Source organism: Catellatospora coxensis (assembly GCF_016862635.1).
In the GTDB taxonomy this organism is placed as follows: Bacteria; Actinomycetota; Actinomycetes; order Mycobacteriales; family Micromonosporaceae; genus Catellatospora; species Catellatospora coxensis.
Window position 1 is genome coordinate 1 of sequence record NZ_BONI01000127.1, and the last position, 17,804, is coordinate 17,804.

At 72.9% G+C, this 17,804-nt stretch carries 18 protein-coding genes; 13 read left to right on the forward strand and 5 right to left on the reverse strand.

Going from position 1 to position 17,804, the window contains the following annotated elements:
* Both Cco03nite_RS39905 and Cco03nite_RS39910 read right to left on the reverse strand, forming a co-directional pair.
* The coding region (locus tag Cco03nite_RS39905; protein WP_203699246.1) for a cellulose binding domain-containing protein at positions 1 to 1,091 on the reverse strand (1,091 nt) is incomplete at its 3' end.
* 306 nt (positions 1,092 to 1,397) lie between these two features.
* Entirely contained in the window at positions 1,398 to 2,015 is a 618-nt protein-coding gene (locus Cco03nite_RS39910) for a TetR/AcrR family transcriptional regulator (RefSeq protein WP_203699247.1), read from the reverse strand.
* A 150-nt stretch (positions 2,016 to 2,165) separates the two neighbouring features.
* Between Cco03nite_RS39910 and Cco03nite_RS39915 the strand changes: the two genes are divergently transcribed.
* From Cco03nite_RS39915 to Cco03nite_RS39925, 3 genes are read left to right on the forward strand one after another with little or no spacing between them, the layout of a single operon-like run.
* Positions 2,166 to 3,653 carry a flavin-containing monooxygenase gene (locus Cco03nite_RS39915; RefSeq protein WP_203699248.1) on the forward strand — a complete coding sequence of 496 codons (1,488 nt, stop codon included), beginning with the start codon at positions 2,166 to 2,168 and terminating at the stop codon, positions 3,651 to 3,653.
* A gap of 31 nt (positions 3,654 to 3,684) precedes the next feature.
* Positions 3,685 to 4,569, forward strand: coding sequence for an SDR family oxidoreductase (locus tag Cco03nite_RS39920; RefSeq protein WP_203699249.1), 885 nt, complete (start codon positions 3,685 to 3,687; stop codon positions 4,567 to 4,569).
* A 43-nt stretch (positions 4,570 to 4,612) separates the two neighbouring features.
* Positions 4,613 to 5,407 carry an alpha/beta fold hydrolase gene (locus tag Cco03nite_RS39925; RefSeq protein WP_203699250.1) on the forward strand — a complete coding sequence of 265 codons (795 nt, stop codon included), beginning with the start codon at positions 4,613 to 4,615 and terminating at the stop codon, positions 5,405 to 5,407.
* A 111-nt stretch (positions 5,408 to 5,518) separates the two neighbouring features.
* Here the strand turns inward: Cco03nite_RS39925 and Cco03nite_RS39930 are convergent, their stop codons facing one another.
* Entirely contained in the window at positions 5,519 to 6,565 is a 1,047-nt protein-coding gene (locus Cco03nite_RS39930; protein WP_203699251.1) for a glucose 1-dehydrogenase, read from the reverse strand.
* Between the two features lie 156 nt (positions 6,566 to 6,721).
* Here Cco03nite_RS39930 and Cco03nite_RS39935 point away from each other — a divergent pair, with 156 nt between their 5' ends.
* The 9 genes from Cco03nite_RS39935 to Cco03nite_RS39975 all read left to right on the forward strand — a co-directional run bounded on the left by Cco03nite_RS39935 (position 6,722) and on the right by Cco03nite_RS39975 (position 15,053).
* Entirely contained in the window at positions 6,722 to 8,809 is a 2,088-nt protein-coding gene (locus Cco03nite_RS39935; protein WP_203699252.1) for a prolyl oligopeptidase family serine peptidase, read from the forward strand.
* Between the two features lie 39 nt (positions 8,810 to 8,848).
* Positions 8,849 to 9,772 (forward strand): DUF4184 family protein, encoded by a 924-nt coding sequence (locus tag Cco03nite_RS39940; protein ID WP_203699253.1) that lies wholly within the window; start codon positions 8,849 to 8,851, stop codon positions 9,770 to 9,772.
* A 690-nt stretch (positions 9,773 to 10,462) separates the two neighbouring features.
* Positions 10,463 to 10,888: a GNAT family N-acetyltransferase gene (locus tag Cco03nite_RS39945; protein WP_203699254.1), complete on the forward strand. Its 426-nt coding sequence runs from the start codon at positions 10,463 to 10,465 to the stop codon at positions 10,886 to 10,888.
* Positions 10,889 to 10,940: 52 nt separating this feature from the next.
* Positions 10,941 to 11,732 (forward strand): metallophosphoesterase family protein, encoded by a 792-nt coding sequence (locus tag Cco03nite_RS39950; RefSeq protein WP_203699255.1) that lies wholly within the window; start codon positions 10,941 to 10,943, stop codon positions 11,730 to 11,732.
* A 51-nt stretch (positions 11,733 to 11,783) separates the two neighbouring features.
* A complete protein-coding gene (locus Cco03nite_RS39955; protein WP_203699256.1) occupies positions 11,784 to 12,740 on the forward strand; it encodes a hypothetical protein in 957 nt (318 codons plus the stop codon).
* A gap of 52 nt (positions 12,741 to 12,792) precedes the next feature.
* Positions 12,793 to 13,068 carry a hypothetical protein gene (locus Cco03nite_RS39960; protein ID WP_203699257.1) on the forward strand — a complete coding sequence of 92 codons (276 nt, stop codon included), beginning with the start codon at positions 12,793 to 12,795 and terminating at the stop codon, positions 13,066 to 13,068.
* Between the two features lie 45 nt (positions 13,069 to 13,113).
* On the forward strand, positions 13,114 to 13,581 hold the full coding sequence (locus Cco03nite_RS39965) for a hypothetical protein (RefSeq protein WP_203699258.1): 468 nt from the start codon (positions 13,114 to 13,116) through the stop codon (positions 13,579 to 13,581).
* Between the two features lie 70 nt (positions 13,582 to 13,651).
* Positions 13,652 to 14,395, forward strand: coding sequence for an SIR2 family NAD-dependent protein deacylase (locus Cco03nite_RS39970; RefSeq protein WP_239168044.1), 744 nt, complete (start codon positions 13,652 to 13,654; stop codon positions 14,393 to 14,395).
* 115 nt (positions 14,396 to 14,510) lie between these two features.
* Positions 14,511 to 15,053, forward strand: coding sequence for a 2'-5' RNA ligase family protein (locus tag Cco03nite_RS39975; RefSeq protein WP_308440681.1), 543 nt, complete (start codon positions 14,511 to 14,513; stop codon positions 15,051 to 15,053).
* A gap of 87 nt (positions 15,054 to 15,140) precedes the next feature.
* Here the strand turns inward: Cco03nite_RS39975 and Cco03nite_RS39980 are convergent, their stop codons facing one another.
* Complete coding sequence (locus Cco03nite_RS39980; protein WP_203699259.1) at positions 15,141 to 16,238, reverse strand: sugar kinase; 1,098 nt, start codon at positions 16,236 to 16,238, stop codon at positions 15,141 to 15,143.
* Positions 16,228 to 16,917, reverse strand: coding sequence for a bifunctional 4-hydroxy-2-oxoglutarate aldolase/2-dehydro-3-deoxy-phosphogluconate aldolase (locus Cco03nite_RS39985; RefSeq protein WP_239168045.1), 690 nt, complete (start codon positions 16,915 to 16,917; stop codon positions 16,228 to 16,230). The genes Cco03nite_RS39980 and Cco03nite_RS39985 overlap by 11 nt, the downstream gene beginning before the upstream one ends.
* Before the next feature lie 35 nt (positions 16,918 to 16,952).
* Here Cco03nite_RS39985 and Cco03nite_RS39990 point away from each other — a divergent pair, with 35 nt between their 5' ends.
* Positions 16,953 to 17,723: an IclR family transcriptional regulator gene (locus tag Cco03nite_RS39990; protein ID WP_203699261.1), complete on the forward strand. Its 771-nt coding sequence runs from the start codon at positions 16,953 to 16,955 to the stop codon at positions 17,721 to 17,723.
* Positions 17,724 to 17,804 lie beyond the last annotated feature (81 nt).

Sequence of the window (17,804 nt, forward strand, 5' to 3'; positions counted from 1 at the left end):
CCGGGCAGGTTGTAGATCACGAACTGGACCGTCAGCGGGCCGCTGCCCGCGTTGTACTGGCGCAGCGCCTCGTCGAGGTGGTTGGCCAGGCCCATCGACCCGTTCGAGCTGCTGCCCGACGTGCCCGCGATCGCCGCGATCCGGTCCAGCCAGACGGCGGTCGAGATGTTCGACACCCGGTTGCCGCCGGACACCGACGCCGCCTTCGCGCTCCACTCCGGGTTGACGTAGCCGCGAGCGCCCGCGTACGGGTTGTCGGCCTTGCCGCTCTGCGTGACGTCGTTGTCGATCTCGGTCACGGCCAGCGAGGCGCCGGTGTAACCCGAGGCGGACGCCGCCACGGTCGCGGTGCCGTGGGTCTGGTCGCTGTCCTCGGCCGCCGCGATGGCGACGCTCACCCCGGCGACCGCGTTCGACGGGGTCAGCGTGACCGACGACGGGGCGGTGATGCTGGTGTCGCCGCTGCGGGCCAGGGCCACCGTCACGTTCGCGGTCGGCGCGGCGCTCAGCTTCACGTTCACCGTCGAGCTGCCGCCCTCGGCGACGCTCACCGACGACGGGGTGATGATGATCGAGCGGGCCTGCGGGCTCGGGCTGGTGCTCGGGCTCGGCTGGGTGCTCGGGCTGGTGCTCGGCGACGGGGTCACCCCGCCGGTGGTGCACGCGACGTTGTTCAGGGTGAACGCGGTCGGCTTCGGGTTGCTGCCGGTCCACCGGCCGTTGAAGCCGATGCTGGTCGACGCGCCGGTGCCCAGCGTGCCGTTGTGCGACAGGTTGGTGCCGGTCACGTTCGCGCCGGAGGCGGTCCAGTTCGCCGACCAGCCCTGGGTGTACGTCTGCCCGGCCGGGAACGCGAACTTCAGCGACCAGCTGGTGATCGGGTCACCGGTGTTCTTGACGGTGATGGACGCGGTGAAGCCGCCGCTGCCGGGCGCCTCGGTCCAGTCGTTGGTGGTGTACGTGATGTCACAACCGGGCGCGGCGTGCGCGATCGCCGCGGGGAGCGTGACGAGGCCGGCGACCACGAGGGCGCTCGCACCGGTCAGCGCGACTACCTTGCGCCTTCCGGACAGCCTGATCGGGAATCTCATTGCTTCTCCTTGGGCCGTGTCCGGATCCCCGGGCAGGGGTCCGGTGTGGACGCCCAGGAGACGGCCGGGAAACGGGCCGCGCCGAGGCGCCACGAAGGTGGTGCGGATTGCCCGGCCCGGCGGGCGGAAACTGGAGGTGAACGCAGACGACCGGAACGCGGTCCGTGACAACGCCGTCCCGGTGTGACACCGGGTGCCCTCGGCGATGAAATCGCGTGTGCTCCCTACGCGAGTGCGGCCATCGTCGCACACGAAACAAGCACGACACAACACCATGTGTCTATGCGTTGACCAGCGGTGAAAGTTTCAATCGCGGTAGTTCAGCACGGCGGAGATCAGGCGTACGACATCGGTGTGCAGCGCCGCGAACCGGCCCTCGACGTCCGCGCCGGCCGACCCGGTGTACGGGTCGATCGCGTGCAGCAGCAGTTCGTTGATGCCGCCGACGATGGCCAGCGCCTGCCCCTGCGACAGCGGCCGCAGGTCCGGGTCGCTGAGCCGGCCCACCTCGACGAGGTCCACCAGGGTGCCCGCGAAGCGCTGCAGGGTCAGCTGGCGCAGCGTGAACGCGCGGTGCCCGGCCGCCTGCACCTCGATCAGCATGGTCCGGGTGAACGCGGGCATCGTCTCCAGAGCGCCGAGATACGCCGCCGCGCCGTCGCTGATCCGCTCCGGCCAGGACTGGTCGCCGGAGGCCGCCGCGCGGATGATCAGCATCAGCCGGTCGCAGACGTGCTCGTAGAGCGCCATCAGGCACTCCTCCTTGGCGGCGAAGTGCTCGTAGAAGGTGCGCTTGGAGACCTTGGCCAGCGCCACGATGTCGGCGATGGTGGTCGAGGCGTAGCCCTTCTCGGCGACGCAGGCGGCCAGCGCCGTGGTCAGGTCACGGCGGACCGACTCGGGTGTGCGGGTGGGGGCGGCCACGGCTCCTCCGCTGGTCGGAAGCGTCAGGGTCGAATGGGTGCAGACTGTACCGGTGGCTCGTGACGGATTCGGGCCTTCCCCGCCCTGTTACCCGGTGGTAATTTCTCGGGCAAGGGCTGGTACCCATCGGTACCACTGAGGAGGTCACCCGTGAGCAGCGCGGATCGCCATACCCGCATCGCGATCATCGGGGCCGGGTTCGGCGGGATCGGCGCCGCGATCCGGCTGCGCGGCGCGGGCCACCGCGACTTCCTGGTCTTCGACCGGGGCGACGAGGTCGGCGGGACCTGGCGGGACAACTCCTATCCCGGCTGCGCCTGCGACGTGCCCTCGCATATGTACTCCTTCTCCTTCGCCCGCAACCCGGGCTGGAGCCGCAGCTTCTCCCCGCAGCCGGAGATCTGGGCCTACCTGCGCCGCTGCGCCGACGGCGTACGCCCGCACCTGCGGCTCGGGCACGAGGTGCGCGCCGCCGCCTGGGACCCCGAGGCGCGGCTGTGGCGGATCGACACCTCGCACGGGGCGTACACCGCGCAGATCCTCGTCGCGGCGGGCGGGCCGCTCACCGAACCGTCCATCCCGGACCTGCCGGGCCTGCCGGACTTCCGCGGCGAGACGTTCCACTCGGCGCGCTGGCGGCACGACCTCGACCTGACCGGCCGGCGGGTCGCCGTCATCGGCACCGGAGCCTCGGCGATCCAGTTCGTGCCGCAGATCGCGCCCCGGGTCGGCGCGCTGACGCTGTTCCAGCGCACCCCCGCCTGGGTGCTGCCGCGCCGCGACCGGCGCATCAGCGCCGCCGAGCGCCGGCTGTTCCGCTCCGCGCCGTTCACCCACTGGCTGCTGCGGGCCGGGGTGTACTGGGGCCGCGAGTTGCAGGCCACCGCGTTCCTGCGCCCGGCGCTGATGCGCTTCGGCCAGGCCATGGCACGCCGCCACCTGCGCCGGTCGGTCGCCGACCCGGTGCTGCGCGAGCGGCTGACGCCCTCGTACACCATGGGTTGCAAGCGGGTCCTGCTGTCGAACGACTTCTATCCGGCGCTGGACCGCGCCAATGTGGACCTGGTGACCGAGCCGATCACCCGGGTCACCGCGGGCGGCGTCGTCACCGCCGACGGGCGTGAGCATCCCGCCGACACGCTCGTGTTCGGCACCGGGTTCCACGTCACCGACCTGCCGATGGCGCGGACGATCCGGGGCGCGGACGGGCGCACGCTGGCCGAGCACTGGGCGGGCGGCATGCACGCCTTCCGCGGCGTCGCGGTCACCGGCTTCCCGAACCTGTTCCTGCTGCTCGGCCCGAACACCGGGCTCGGCCACAACTCCGTCGTCTTCATGATCGAGTGCCAGCTCACGTACCTGCTGGGCGCGCTGCGCCACCTCGACACCGCGGGCGTCACCGCGATCGAACCCCGGCCGGACGCGCAGCGGGCCTACAACGCCGCGCTGGACCGCGCGATGGACGGCACGGTGTGGACCAGCGGCGGCTGCCGCAGCTGGTATCTCGACGCCAGCGGCCGCAACTCCACCCTGTGGCCCGGCTACACCTGGTCGTACTGGCTGCGCACGCGCCGCTTCGACGCCGCCGCGTACCGGGCCGTGCCGGCCCGCACCCCCGTCGCCGAGGAGGCGCGATGAGCGAGCTTCGCGAGCGGAGCGAGGAGGGCGCATGAAACGACTGCTGCGCGACCAGGTCGTACTGATCACCGGCGCGGCCCGGGGCATCGGCGAGCACACCGCCCGGCTGGCCGCCGCCCGCGGGGCCCGGCTGTCCCTGGTCGGGCTCGAACCGGACCGGCTGCGCGGGCTGGCCGGCGAACTCGACGGAGCGGCCTGCTTCGAAGCCGACGTCACCGACTCGGCTGCGCTCGAAGCGGCCGTCGCCGGGACACTGCGCCAGTTCGGGCGGATCGACTGCGTGATCGCCAACGCGGGCGTCGCGGGTCTGGGCACCGTCGCGACCGGCGACGTCGAGGCGCTGGCCCGCACCGTCGAGGTGAACCTGATCGGGGTGATGCGCACGGCCGCCGCGACCGCCGCGCCGGTCATCGCCGCCTGCGGCTACTACCTGCTGGTCTCCTCGACGGCGGCGTTCACCGCGCTGCCGGGCATGTCGGCGTACTGCGCCGCGAAGGCCGGGGTCGAGCACTTCGGCAACGCGCTCCGGCTGGAGCTGGCCCATCACGGCGTCGCCGTCGGCACGGCCCACCCGGGCTGGGTCGACACCGACCTGGTCCGCGACGCCAAGGACGACCTGCCGTCGTTCCGGGCCGCATTCGGCAGCCTGCCCTGGCCGGTCGGGTCGACCAGCTCCGTCGAGCAGTGCGCGCACGCGTTCGTGCGCGGCGTCGAGCACCGGCGCAGGCGCGTCTACGTGCCGCGGGCCATCGCCGGGGTGCAGCTGCTGCGCACGGTCGTGAACAGCGGGTTCAGCGACCGGCTGGTGCGGCGTCGGTCGCGGTCGCTGGTGCCGCAGCTGGAGCAGGAGGTAGCTGCGCTGGGCCGGTCCTTCGGCGCGCACAGCGCGGAGACCGCAGGAGGGGACGCGCGATGACCGGGTGCGGGCGTCCGTGCGGCGGGGCAGGGCAGGAGCGGGCATGACCATCGAGGTGGCGTACGAAAGGCGCGGCGCGGGCGAGCCCCTCGTGCTGATCCACGGCATCGGCCACCACTGGCGGGCCTGGGAGCCGGTGCTCGACCGGCTGGCCGAACACCACGACGTGATCGCGATCGACCTGCCGGGCTTCGGGCGCTCGCCGGTGCCGCCCGGCGGGATGCCGGACGGCATGCCGCAGACCGTCGCCGCCGTCGCGCAGTGGCTCGACGAGCAGGGACTGCACCGCCCGCACGTGGCCGGCAACAGCCTCGGCGGCGCGATCGCCCTCGAACTGGCCGCGGCCGGCGTGGTCGCCTCGGCGACGGCGATCTCCCCGGCGGGTTTCTGGACGCGCCGGCACATGCGGTACGCCCTCATCGTGCTGACCGCGATGCGCTGGGGCACGCTGCTGCCGCAGCCGGTGGTACGGGCCAACATGCGGCCCTCCCGCACCCGGGCGCTCGCGTTCGCCATGCTGATGCGCCATCCCGGCCGGCTCGACGCCGAACGCGCGGTATCCGACGCCCTCGCGCTGCGCGGCGCCGCCGGATTCCGGCCGGTCGCGCGAGCCGCCGCGCGCGGCTACGAGTTCCGGGGCGTGCCGTCCGTGCCGGTCACCGTGGCCTGGGGCGACCGCGACCGGATCCTGCTGCCGCGCCAGGCCGGGACCGCCCGCGAGCGGCTGCCGCAGGCCCGGCATGTGACCCTACCCGGCTGCGGCCACGTGCCGATGAGCGACGACCCGGCCCTGCTCGCCGAGGTCATCCTCGCCACCACCGCCGCGCGCAGCGCCTGACCCGCTGCAGATCCGCCACGTTCGCACCCTGCTCAGCCGTGCTCTGGCGTTAAGAAGGGCACCTTCCTCTACGTATGGCGATGGCAAGGTGCCCTTCCTTTCCCTTGGTGGTCAGGGGGCGAAGTCGAGGACGACTTTGATGTCGTCGGGTTGGTTTTCCAGGGCGGTGGCGTAGTCGGCGGCGGGGACACGGCGGGTGATCAGGGCGGACAGCCAGACCGGGTCGGCGGAGCCGAGAGCGTGGGCGGCCTCCTGCCAGTGGCGCAGGTTGGCGTTGACGGAACCGAAGACGACGTTGTTCTCCAGAACCATGTCGCGGTTGAGGCCGCCCAGGTCCAGGGAGAGCTTGCGGCCGCCGCTGGAGACGCCGGTGAGGCAGACCGTGCCGTTCGGGCCGACCTGGTCGATGACCTGCGCGATGACGGGCGGCGCGCCGGTGCACTCCAGGACCAGGTCCGGTTCGAAGTCCAGGTCGCAGACCTGGCCGGTGTGGTAGGTCGCGCCGAGGCCGGCCACCAGGTCGGGTTTGGGGCCGTCGGTGGAGCGGTCGAGGACGTGCACCTCCAGGTCGCGCTGGCGGCCCAGCAGCGCCGCCAGCAGGCCGATCGGGCCGGCCCCGGTGACCAGCACCGTTCGCGGCTCGTACCGGGCACGCAGGCCGATGCGCTCGATGTGCTCCCAGGCCTTGGCGACCACGCTGGTCGGCTCCAGCAGCATGCCCACCTCCTGCAGGGAGGCGTCCAGGCCGACGGCGAAGTCGGGCTCGACGCGCCAGCGCTCCCGGGCGAAGCCGTGCCGCTCCTTGATGCCGCATTCGACGTACTGGCCATTGCGGCACATGTCCCACTCGCCGACCAGGCAGTTGACGCAGGGCACCGGGTCGGGCCGGCGCACGATGCCGGCCACCAGGTCCCCGGGCTGCCAGCGGCCGGAGTCGTCGGAGATGACCCGGCCCAGCGATTCGTGCCCGATCACCAGGCGGTTGTCCGGGCCGGGCGCGGTGCCGTACTCCGCCGCGACGATCTCACGGTCGGTGCCGCACACGCCCACGGCGAGCGCCTGGACCAGCACCTGCCCCTCGGACTCGTCCGGTTCGGGCAGGTCGTCGACGTACCGAGCCGAGTCCGGGCGTCCCGCCTCGACGATCAAACCTCGCATAGCCGTCACCCTAGGCTCGTTGGTCCCCATACGGCAGGCTTTCGCCCGCCGGCCCGGCCGGTGTCCCCGATGCCCGGCTTGCCGGGACTATCGGCCAGCGGCATACACCACTGCCGGAACGTGCCGGCACACCGCGTGTAGTGCATCCTTTACGGCATGTCCACGGACCGCGCCCCCTTCGCCTACCCGCCCGCCGCCCGGATGAACCTCGTCGAGCAGATCCACGGCCACCGGATCGCCGACCCCTACCGCTGGCTGGAGGACCCCGCCGATCCGGACACCACGGCCTGGTCACAGGCGCAGGACGAGCTGCTGGCCGAGCACCGGGCCGGCTGGCCCGAGCGGGCCGCGCTGCGCGACCGGCTGGCGCAGCTGCTCGCCGTCGGCGCGGTCACGGCCCCCGTCTGGTACGGCGAGCGCGGCTTCTTCCAGCGGCGTGCCCCCGAGCAGGACCACGCGGTGCTGCTGGTCATCGAGCCGGACGGCGCGGAGCGGGTGCTGCTCGACCCGAACGCCGCCGACCCGACCGGCGCGACGACCCTGGACTGGTACTACCCGTCGCCGGAGGGCACGCTGCTGGCGTACGCGATGTCGGTGGGCGGCACCGAGGAACCGCTGCCGCGGGTGCTCGACGTGGCCACCGGCGCGGTCGTGGACGGGCCGATCGACCGGATGCGGCACACCTCGATCGCCTGGCTGCCCGGTGGCGAGGCGTTCTACTACTCGCGCTTCCTCGCGCCGGGCGCGGTCGAGGGCGACGACCCGAAGCTGCACCGCCGGGTGTACCTGCACCGGCTCGGCACCGACCCGGACACCGATCCGCTGATCCTCGGCGACGGTTCGCCCCGCGGCCGCTACTTCATGCCGCGGGTGTCCCGGGACGGCCGCTGGCTCACCATCAGCGAGAACCAGGGCACCGATCCGCGCAACGACCTGTGGCTGGCCGACCTGTCGGCGAGCCCGCCGGACGCGCCCGCGCTGCGCGCCGTGCAGCAGGGCGTCGACGCGATGACCTACCCGCACTTCCACGACGGCCTGGTCTACCTGCAGACCAACCGCGACGCGCCACGGTGGCGGCTGTGCGTGGCCGACCCGGCCGACCTCGCGTACCCGAACTGGCGCGAGCTGATCGCCGAGGACCCCGGGGCGGTGCTGGAGGACTACGAGATCCTCGACGGCCCCGCGCTGGACACGCCGGTGCTGCTGGTGGCCACGACCCGGCACGCGCTCAGCGAGCTGACCGTGCACGAGCTGCACAGCGGCGAGGAGGTCGCCAAGGTGGCGCTGCCCGGCGTGGGCAGCCTCGGCCCGCTCACCGCCCGGCGGGACGGCGGCCACGAGGCCTGGTTCAGCTACGGCGACCACACCACGCCCGGCACCGTGCACCGCTTCGACGCCCGGGACAACACGGTCGGCCTGTGGGCCCGCCCGCCCGGCGCGGCCGCGGTCGGCGACGTGGTCACCGAGCAGGTCACCTACACCTCGACCGACGGCACCGACGTGCGCATGTTCGTGGTCGCGCCCGGCGCGCCCGCCACCGGACCGCGGCCCACGCTGCTGTACGGGTACGGCGGCTTCAACATCTCGCTGACCCCGTGGTACTCGCCGATGGCCATCGCCTGGGCGGAGGCCGGCGGGGTGTGGGCGGTGGCGAACCTGCGCGGCGGCGGCGAGGAGGGCGAGCAGTGGCACCGCGACGGCATGCTCGCCCACAAGCAGAACGTCTTCGACGACTTCCACTCTGCCGCGGACTGGCTGGTGGCCTCGGGCACGACCACGCCGGGGCAGCTGGCGGTCATGGGCGGCTCCAACGGCGGCCTGCTCGTCGGGGCGGCGCTGACCCAGCGGCCACGGGCGTACGCCGCCGTGGTCTGCTCCGCTCCGCTGCTGGACATGGTCCGCTACGAGCTGTTCGGGCTCGGCTCGACCTGGGCCGGGGAGTACGGCACCGCCGCAGACCCGGAGCAGCTCGGCTGGCTGCTGTCCTACTCGCCGTACCACCACGTGCACGAGGGCACGGACTACCCGGCGGTGCTGTTCACCGTGTTCGACGGCGACAGCCGGGTGGACCCGCTGCACGCCCGCAAGCTCGCGGCCGCGCTGCAGCACGCCACCACCAGCGGACGGCCGGTGCTGCTGCGCCGCGAGGGCGACGTCGGGCACGGCAGCCGGTCGGTGTCCCGGACCCTGGACCTGTACGCGGACGAGCTGGCGTTCCTCAGGGCGTACACCCGTCAGGGCTGACGGTGATGCGGGACGACGGCCGATCTCTAGGATCGGATCATGCCGTTGACGCTGCCGACCCATCCCGTCGCCGTCGTCCCGCTCAAGCTGTGGCGTCCCCGCTGGTTCGACGGCGTCGCGCTGGTGATCGGCACCGTCGCGCCCGACCTCGCCTTCGCCGCCGACGGCTACGGTGTGACAATCCACAGCCACGCGTGGCACGCGCCCCTGTGGTGGGCGCTGCCATTGGCCGTCGTCGGCACCCGCCTGGTCCGGTGGGCCGCGCCGACGATCGCCGCACACCTGCCCACGGGCGGACCTCTGGCGCTGCGCGACTACGGGTTGCTGGGCCTGGCACGGCACCACTGGTCGGTCACCGCGACCTCGGCGCTCATCGGTGCGGCCTGCCACATCGGCTGGGACGCGCTGACCCATCCGACCGTCGACGGCGGCCGGGTCCTCCTCCCGTCGCTGCACCGCCCGGCGTGGCCGGGCATGCCGTGGTGGGAGCTGCTGTCCATCGGCTCCAACCTGGCGGGGTTCGCGGTCGCCACGGCGCTGCTCGTCCACATCGGCCGGACCCGCCTGCTGCGGCGCTGGTACGGGCCGGGACCGGCGACGGACGCGCCACGGCCGGCCCTGTTCTGGGCCGCGGTGACCGTCGTGTTCGCGCTCGGCCTGGTCTCGCTGCCGATGCACCCGGTGCGGCTCGTGGGCGACCAGGCCGTGCGGGTGATGCTGTTCGCGGCGCTGGCGCTGCTCGCGGGTACCGCAGCGGTGCGGGCGGGTGCCACGCGGACCACCGGGGCGACCGGCGTCCCCGACAGCGGTCAACGGTCAGCGCTGACGCCGAGGGTCCACCGCCAGGATCATGCACTCCCAGGTCTCGTCCCGGCGGTCGATGGATCCGAACGGCCAGCCGGGGCCGGTCCACTGGCTGAGCAGCGCCGGGCCGCCGTACCGGCGGATGTCGACGTGCCGTGACACCTGGCCGGAGCACCAGGCCAGGTCGTCGCCGGCGGCGTACAGGGCGCGCGCCGTGCCCGACCAGAACAGCGTGTTGCCATGCTCGGCCACGGCGAGCGCGTGTTCGCGCCAGTCCCAGCCCGGCTCCGGACAGGGCGGCCGCGGCGACGGCACGCTCACCAGTGCGGCCCGGCCGGGACGCGGGCCGCGCCCGAGCCGAGCGCGCACCGCCGTCCAGTGCGCGGGCCGCAGGGCCACGTCCCTGCGCATGATCACCAGGTCGCCGAGGCCCTGCTCGTTCGACCAGTACTCGGCGTGCTTGTCGCGCGGGTTGCGCCGCAGCGGCACGTACACCGCCGAGTGCGGGCTCACCGCGGCGAACCGGAACAGCGCGCCGAGCCGCCACAGGTCCGCGCGGGACGCCGTCAGCGCACCCGTGTGCTGCCACAGCAGCAGGGTCTGGTAAGTGTCGCGCAGCGCCGGGTCCGGCACCACGACCCGGCGCAGCCCGGTCCCCCCGGGCAGCGCGTGCACCCGTACCCGCAATGCTGTCCGCCTGCGCTCCATCCGCCCCCCGCGATGCCGCTGCGCAGCCCTCGACGCTCGCAGCGCCCCCATGGTATTGCCGGGCCGTACCGGCGTGATGTTCCTCCCCTGGTCGGCTTAGGCGAGCGCACCCCGCGCCACTGCGGCAGGGAGAATCCCGGCATGCCTTTCGCCCTGCGCACCGCCGACGCCGCCGACATCGAGCCGCTGCTCGCCTTCTGGAAGACCGCCGCCGAGAACACCGACCGTGACGACGCCGCCCAGGTGGTGGCCGCGCTGCTGGCCCGCGACCCCGAGGCGCTGCTGCTGGCCGTAGACGGCGACGAGATCGTCGGCTCGCTGATCGCCGGCTGGGACGGGTGGCGCTGCCACCTCTACCGGTACGCGGTGCACCCGGGCCGCCGCCGCCAGGGCATCGGGCGGGCCTTGCTCGACGCCGCCGAGCAGCGTTTCGCCGCCCTGGGCGGGCGGCGGGCCGACGCGATGGTGCTCGACGACAACGAGCTCGCCGCCCCGGCCTGGACCGCCGCCGGATACCGGCCGCAGCCGCAGTGGTCCCGCTGGGTCAAACCGCTGGCCGCCCGCTGACCGGTCACCGCACGGGACGGCAGCGTGGCCGTCCCGCATTTAGGATCATGGGATGCGCCCACCCCTCGACCGCATCGCCCTGATCTCCGACGTGCACGGCAACCTCACCGCCCTGGCGGCCGTGCTCGACGACATCGACGCCCGCGGCATCACGCGGATCTTCAACCTCGGCGACTACGTCGGCAAGGGGCCGCGCGGGCGCGAGGTCATCGAGATCTGCCGTACGCGGTGCGAGGTCAACATCCTCGGCAACTGGGACGATGCCCTACCCGATCCTGATCGGACCTACGACAGCCCGGCCCTGGCGTGGTGGCTGGCGCAGCTCGCCCCGGGGCAGGGCGACTGGCTGCGGGCGCTGCCGTTCAGCCACGACTTCCTGATGAGCGGGCGGCGGGTGCGGCTGTATCACGCGTCGTCGGACTCGGTGCACCACCGCGTACGGTTCGACCACGACGAGGCGGAGTTCCTGTCGATGTTCGCCAACACCCCGGCGACCGGCGACGGACCCGAGCCCACGGTCGTCGGATACGGCGACACCCACGACCCGTACTACGAGGTCGACCGCGCCCGGCGCACGCTGTTCAACACGGGCAGCGTCGGCAACGCGATGGACGACCCCACCCCCGTGTACGTGATCCTGGAGGGCGTCTTCGGATCCGACGCCGAGGCGCCGTTCTCGATCCAGTTCGTGCGCGTGCCCTACGACGTGCAGGCCGAGCTCGCGGTGGCCCGGGAGATGGGGATGCCCGAGTACACCGGATACGAGGCGGAGATCCTGCACGGCGTGTACCGCGGGGAGATGGACAAACCCGGCGGTCCCGGCTACCACCGCCGCCCCCGGTAGCCCGCGCGAAACCCGGCGGCGCCCGGTCCGCACGGTCGCTACTGTCGAGCCGTGACCAGCTTCCCTGCCGCGGCGCGCCGGGTACGGACGGCGGATCTCGACCTGCTGCGGCGGATGCACATGCTGCGCGAATGCGTCCTCAGGTTCGCGCCGTACGGCTTCCGCGCGACCTGGCACCACCTGCTGGTCAGCGCTGACATGCCGCGGCGGCTCCCGGACGACCCGAACTCGCTGGTCCGCGCGGTGGACGAACTGTCCGAGGCGCGTGCGCTCTGGACGGCCGAGCAGTCGGCGTACTCGGCCCGGCGCCTCGCGGAGAAGGCAGCCGGGCGGCGAACGGTGCGCAAGGCCGACACCTGGCACACCTGGAGCCAGGTCCGGCTCGCCCACTGCCCGGATCCCGAACGGCACCCGACAGACCGGCTGCCCGTGGTCGTCGCGCGCCTCATCGCCGCCTACCGCTCCGGCGAGGACTGGTCGCAGACGTGCCCGCTCTGCGGGTCGCGCTTCGAGCAGCGGCTCTGCCGCCGGTGCGGCATCGAACCGTGCGGCCCGCCGACCTTCCCGGTCCGCCGCAGCGAGGTCGAGGCGTCGTACGGATGGCGGGAGATCTGGCGGCGCACGTCCGTCGGTGGGCCGGGCGGCGGGATCGTTGACTTCGCCCCCGGCCGGCTGGCCGCGCTGCGGTCCGGGCGGCGGCTGGTCACCGAGGTCAGCACATCGACGCCGGGTCGCCGCGCGTTCGTCGACATCACCCCCGACCTGACGGAGCAGGACGAGTCCTTCATCGGCCGCGGCTGGACGGTGAAAAGCAGGTACCGGTCGTTCCGGATCACGCATCGGGAGTACGACGAGCAACTGCTGTCCACCGACGACCGCGACGTGGGGGCCGTGCTCGTCCGGGAGACGGCGGCCGCCGACGAGACCGCGCTGGTCGCCGTGCTGGCGGACTGGGACCTGCGACCGGGCTGGTTCGACCACGCCTCGAACACTGCCGACCCCCGCTGACCGGCGCCGCCGTGCCCCCATGGCCGCCCGTCGCGGGGCTAGCCTGTGCGGCGTGCACATCCTCGACGACCCGGCGGTGGGCCGGCGGCTGCGGCGGTTCCTCGCCCGGGCGGAGCGGCTGGACCCGATGCCCGAGGAGACGATCCGTGCCGAGGCTCGGGCCGTGGACGCCGCCGGCCGGGTGGGCGACGCCCCGGCGGAGGCAGTCGAGGCGATGGTCCGGTTCGAGCACCGTTTCGGGGGCATCGCCTACAAGCTCATCGTCGGCAATCCCATCACGTACGGGCTGCGGCGCAGGCCGACGGCCCGCGTCACTCAGGAAGGCTGAGCGGTCAAGGGGATCGTCGACGGGGATCTGACCCGGGGCCTGGATGTGCTGGTCGACGGCCGGGTCGCCGTCGACTACGGCGACACCGTGCCCTACCGGGTGCTGTGCCGCGGTGTCGAGCAGCGGCTCCAGAACGACGCGTTGCTGTCGGAGCTGCGCCATCGGCCGCACCGGAGCTTCGAGTTCAGGGTCCCGAACGGCGTCGCGCCCTCGGCCACCGGGGCCGGGCTTCCGCCGGTGTGCCGGGAGGCCAGCGGTGTGGGACGTCTCTGGTGGGTCGACGACGAGCGGGCCTTCTTCGCGGAGCTGTTCAGCTGGATCCACGAGGGCATGGACCGGTGGAACCTGTGGGCGTTCGCCCGGCGGGCCGCCGACGTCCCGGACGTGCGGGACGTGCCCGCGTTCGGCTCGCTCCAGCCGGGAGAATCCGACTGGTGCTACCTGTGCGGTGAGCCGCCGGAGGCCGGGCGGCCATGCCCGTCCACGCCGGGAGAATCTGCTTGGGACGCCTAGATCCCGCCCGCTCCCCTGCTAGGGCTTCGCCGTCGGGGAAAGCATTTGCCCACGCTGCCATCATGGTGCGATGACCGAGCGCAAGCCGATGATCGCCGTGCTCACCGGCGCCGGAATCTCCACCGACTCCGGCATCCCGGACTTCCGGGGCCCGCAGGGTGTGTGGACCCGGGATCCGGCCGCCGAGAAGATGTTCACCTACGAGTACTACATGTCCGACCCGGCCGTGCGCCGCGCCTCGTGGCGGGCCCGCGCCGACAACGCGGCGTGGACCGCCCAGCCGAACCCCGCGCACCTGGCCCTGGTCGAGCTGGAGCGGGCGGGCTTCCCGGTGCGCATCATCACCCAGAACATCGACGGCCTGCACCAGAAGGCGGGCTCGACCCCGCGCAAGGTGCTGGAGTTGCACGGCACCATGTTCACGGTGCGCTGCATGGGCTGCGGCGAGCACGGCACCATGCGCGACGCCCTGGACCGGGTCGAGGCCGGCGACCCGGACCCGGCCTGCCTGTCCTGCGGCGGCATCCTCAAGGCCGGCACCGTCATGTTCGGCGAGAACCTGGACGGCGAGACGCTCGCCCAGGCCGGCACCATCGCCAAGGCCTGCCGCATCTTCTGGGCGGTAGGCACCTCTCTCATGGTCCAGCCCGCCGCCTCCCTCTGCGCCATCGCCATGACCGAAGGCGCAAAGACCACCATCGTCAACGCCCAGCCCACCCCCTACGACCCCGTAGCCGACGAGGTGATCCGCGACCCCATCGGCCAAGCCCTCCCCCGCATGGTCGCCGCCCTCCTCGCCGCCCACCCGTCCTGACCCCCACGACGATCTTGCGCGAACTGTTGGCGATACGCCCGTTGTAGGCGTGTCGTACCCACAGTCCACGCAAGATCGTCGTGATCGAGGGAATCTCGGTCGTTTGGGGGGGATCATGGGGGTACTCTTCCCGACCGTGGCCGCTGCCCTGGAGCTTTATCTCGACCCTGTCGCGACTGCGCGCCTGCGTACCCTCTGGAATGCGCTGGAGGCCGAGGGGGTGCCGACCCTGCGCGATCTCACGCACCGCAAGCACCGGCCGCACCTGTCCATCACCAGCGCGGACGTGCTCGACGGGCCCGCGGTCGAGGCGGCGCTGCGGGGGCTGGCGATCGCACCGCCGATCAAGCTCACGTTCGACCACATCGGGCAGTTCCTGGGCCGGGTGCTCTGGCTCGGCCCGGTGCCGACCGTGGAGCTGCTCGCCCACCACGCGGCGGTGCACGGGCGGCTGACGGCGGCGGGCATCGAGACCGGCTCGTTCTACCAGCCCGGGGCCTGGGTGCCGCACTGCACGCTGTCCATGCGCGTGCCGCTGGTCAAGATGACCGACGCCATCCGCCTCTGCCTGGACATGCTGCCGCTGGAGGCCACCATCACCGGCGCGGCCGTCGCCGACCACGCCCGCGACCTCTACCACCCACTGCCCGCTGCCTGAACGAAGGAAGGGCACCTTCACATCGCTATGCGATGTAGAAGGTGCCCTTCCTATCATTTCAAGGTCTTGACCAGCGGCTTCCGACGGTCAGCGCTGGACGCGGGCGCCGGCGCCCGCCATCAGGGCTTCGACCTCGGCGCGGGTCGCCATCGAGGTGTCGCCGGGAGTGGTCATCGCCAGCGCACCGTGGGCGGCGCCGTACTCGACCGCGCGGCCCAGGTCGCCGGTGGTGAGCAGGCCGAAGATCAGGCCGCTGGCGAAGCTGTCGCCGCCGCCGACCCGGTCCAGGATCTCCAGCCCGGGGCGGTGCGTGGCGTGCGCGAAGCCGTCGCGGCTCCAGGCCACCGCGCCCCAGTCGTTGACCGTCGCGCTGCGCACGGTACGCAGGGTCGTGGCGACGACCTTGAAGTTGTCGTACTCCTGCACGACCTGCCCGATCATCTTCTCGAAGTTCTCGGCCGCGAGGTCCGACAGGTCCTCGGCGGTGCCGGGCACCTCGAAGCCGAGGCTGGCGGTGAAGTCCTCCTCATTGCCGATCATGACGTCGACGTAGCGGGCCAGCCGCCGGTTGACCTCCTGGGCGCGTGCCTTGCCGCCGATCGCCTTCCACAGGCTGGGCCGGTAGTTGAGGTCGTACGAGATGATCGTGCCGTGCCGGCGGGCGGCCGCCATCGCCGCCTCGATCACGTCGGGCGTGGTGTCGGACAGGGCCGCGTAGATGCCGCCGGTGTGGAACCAGCGCACGCCCAGCGTGCCGAACAGGTGCTCCCAGTCCACGTCCTCCGGGCGCAACTGCCCGGCCGCGGTGTGGCCCCGGTCGGAGACGCCGACCGCGCCGCGTACGCCGAAGCCGCGCTCGGTGAAGTTGAGCCCGTTGCGCACGGTGCGGCCGATACCGTCGTACGGCAGCCACTTCACCAGCGAGGCGTCCACGCCGCCGGTGAGGATCAGGTCCTCCAGCAGCCGGCCCACCTCGTTGTCGGCGAACGCGCTGACCAGCGCGGTACGCATGCCGAAGCACCGGCGCAGCCCGCGCGCGACGTTGTACTCCCCGCCGCCCTCCCAGGCGCGGAACGAGCGCGCGGTGCGCACCCGGCCCTCGCCCGGGTCCAGCCGCAGCATCACCTCGCCGAGCGACACCAGGTCGTAGCGGCAGTCCTCGGCGGGCAGGACCTCAACGGGCATCGGACTCTCCTCCCAGGTCGGTCTCGTCGGGCCGGGTCGCCGCGACGGCCGCGGCGGTGCGCCGGGTGATCTCGGCGTAGTCCCCGGCGGCCAGCAGGTCGGCGGCGACCATCCAGGTCCCGCCGACCGCGAGCACCGCCGGCACGGCCAGGTATGCGGCCAGGTTGGCGGTCGTCACCCCGCCGGTGGGCACGAAGCGCACCCCGGGGAACGGCGCGGACAGCGCCTTGACCATCGGAGCGCCGCCGAGTTGCTCGGCCGGGAAGAACTTCACCGCCTCCAGGCCCGCTTCGAGGGCCATCTGGATCTCGGTCGGGGTGGCCACGCCGGGGAACACCGGCACGCCGAGGTCCTGGCAGCGGCGTACCACCGCGGCGCTGAACCCGGGGCAGACCACGTAGCGGGCGCCGGCTTCGACGGCCCGCTCGGCCTGCTCGGGGTTCAGCACGGTGCCCGCGCCGACCAGCAGGTCGGACGAGGCGGCGAGCCGCTTGATCGCGTCGAGCGCGGCGGGCGTGCGCAGGGTGACCTCGATCGAGCGCAGCCCGCCCGCGGTGATCGCGGCGGCCAGCGGCTCGGCGGCGGAGGCGTCGGGGAGGATGACCACCGGCAGCAGCCGGTCACCGGCGAGCAGCCGGACGATGTCAGATGAACGTTCATGTTGGTGAACAGCAGTCACGTATGTGACCATAGTGGCGGACGAAGGGATTGGCAATGAACCAGCAGGGGGCCGACCGCCCGCCGGTCAAGTCCGCCGACCGCACCCTCGAACTGCTGGAGGCACTCGCCTCGGGCGGCCCGCGCGGGCTGGTCGAGCTGTCCCGCGAGCTGGACATCCCCAAGAGCAGCCTGCACGGGCTGCTGCGCACGATGAGCCAGCGCGGCTGGGTCGAGGCCGACGCCACGGGCACGCGCTTCGGGCTCGGCGTACGCGCGCTGCAGGTCGGCGCGGCCTATCTGGACAGCGACGACTCGGTCGGGCTGGTCAACGCCACCCTGGACGCCCTGTCGGCCCGCTTCGGCGAGACCGTGCACCTGGGCCGGCTCGACGGGCCGAACGTCGTTTACATAGCGAAACGGGAGTCGGCGCATCCGCTGCGGCTGTTCAGCGCGATCGGCCGGCGGCTGCCCGCCCACGCCACCGCGCTGGGCAAGGCGCTGCTGGCCGCGCGGGCCGACGACGAGGTCGACCGGCTGCTCGACTGGCCCCTGGCCGCGCTCACCCCGCACACCCTCACCACGCCCGAGGCCCTGCACGCCGAGCTGGCGCGGGTACGCGAGGCCGGCCACGCCGAGGACCGCGAGGAGAACACCGAGGGCATCATGTGCCTGGCCGTCGCCGTGCCGCTGCGTACCCCGGCCGTCGACGCGATCAGCGTCTCCGTCCCGCTGGCCCGCCTGCGCGACACCACGGTCGCCGACATCGTCGCCGACCTGCACCGGCACGCCACCCAGCTCCGCGCCGCCGCCCACCTGCTGCCCTGAGCCCGCCCTGCCCTGAGCCCGCCGCACGATCAACGGACTTGCCTGGCACCCGTGCGTATCTTGACCACGGATACGCCCGGT

Bases quoted from the DNA above. Each gene is read 5' to 3' on its own strand.
- Cco03nite_RS39920 (WP_203699249.1), top strand. From the start codon at position 3,685: ATGAAACGACTGCTGCGCGACCAGGTCGTACTGATCACCGGCGCGGCC.
- Cco03nite_RS39925 (WP_203699250.1), top strand. From the start codon at position 4,613: ATGACCATCGAGGTGGCGTACGAAAGGCGCGGCGCGGGCGAGCCCCTC.
- Cco03nite_RS39930 (WP_203699251.1), bottom strand. From the start codon at position 6,565: ATGCGAGGTTTGATCGTCGAGGCGGGACGCCCGGACTCGGCTCGGTAC.
- Cco03nite_RS39935 (WP_203699252.1), top strand. From the start codon at position 6,722: ATGTCCACGGACCGCGCCCCCTTCGCCTACCCGCCCGCCGCCCGGATG.
- Cco03nite_RS39940 (WP_203699253.1), top strand. From the start codon at position 8,849: ATGCCGTTGACGCTGCCGACCCATCCCGTCGCCGTCGTCCCGCTCAAG.
- Cco03nite_RS39945 (WP_203699254.1), top strand. From the start codon at position 10,463: ATGCCTTTCGCCCTGCGCACCGCCGACGCCGCCGACATCGAGCCGCTG.
- Cco03nite_RS39950 (WP_203699255.1), top strand. From the start codon at position 10,941: ATGCGCCCACCCCTCGACCGCATCGCCCTGATCTCCGACGTGCACGGC.
- Cco03nite_RS39970 (WP_239168044.1), top strand. From the start codon at position 13,652: ATGACCGAGCGCAAGCCGATGATCGCCGTGCTCACCGGCGCCGGAATC.
- Cco03nite_RS39975 (WP_308440681.1), top strand. From the start codon at position 14,511: ATGGGGGTACTCTTCCCGACCGTGGCCGCTGCCCTGGAGCTTTATCTC.
- Cco03nite_RS39980 (WP_203699259.1), bottom strand. From the start codon at position 16,238: ATGCCCGTTGAGGTCCTGCCCGCCGAGGACTGCCGCTACGACCTGGTG.
- Cco03nite_RS39990 (WP_203699261.1), top strand. From the start codon at position 16,953: ATGAACCAGCAGGGGGCCGACCGCCCGCCGGTCAAGTCCGCCGACCGC.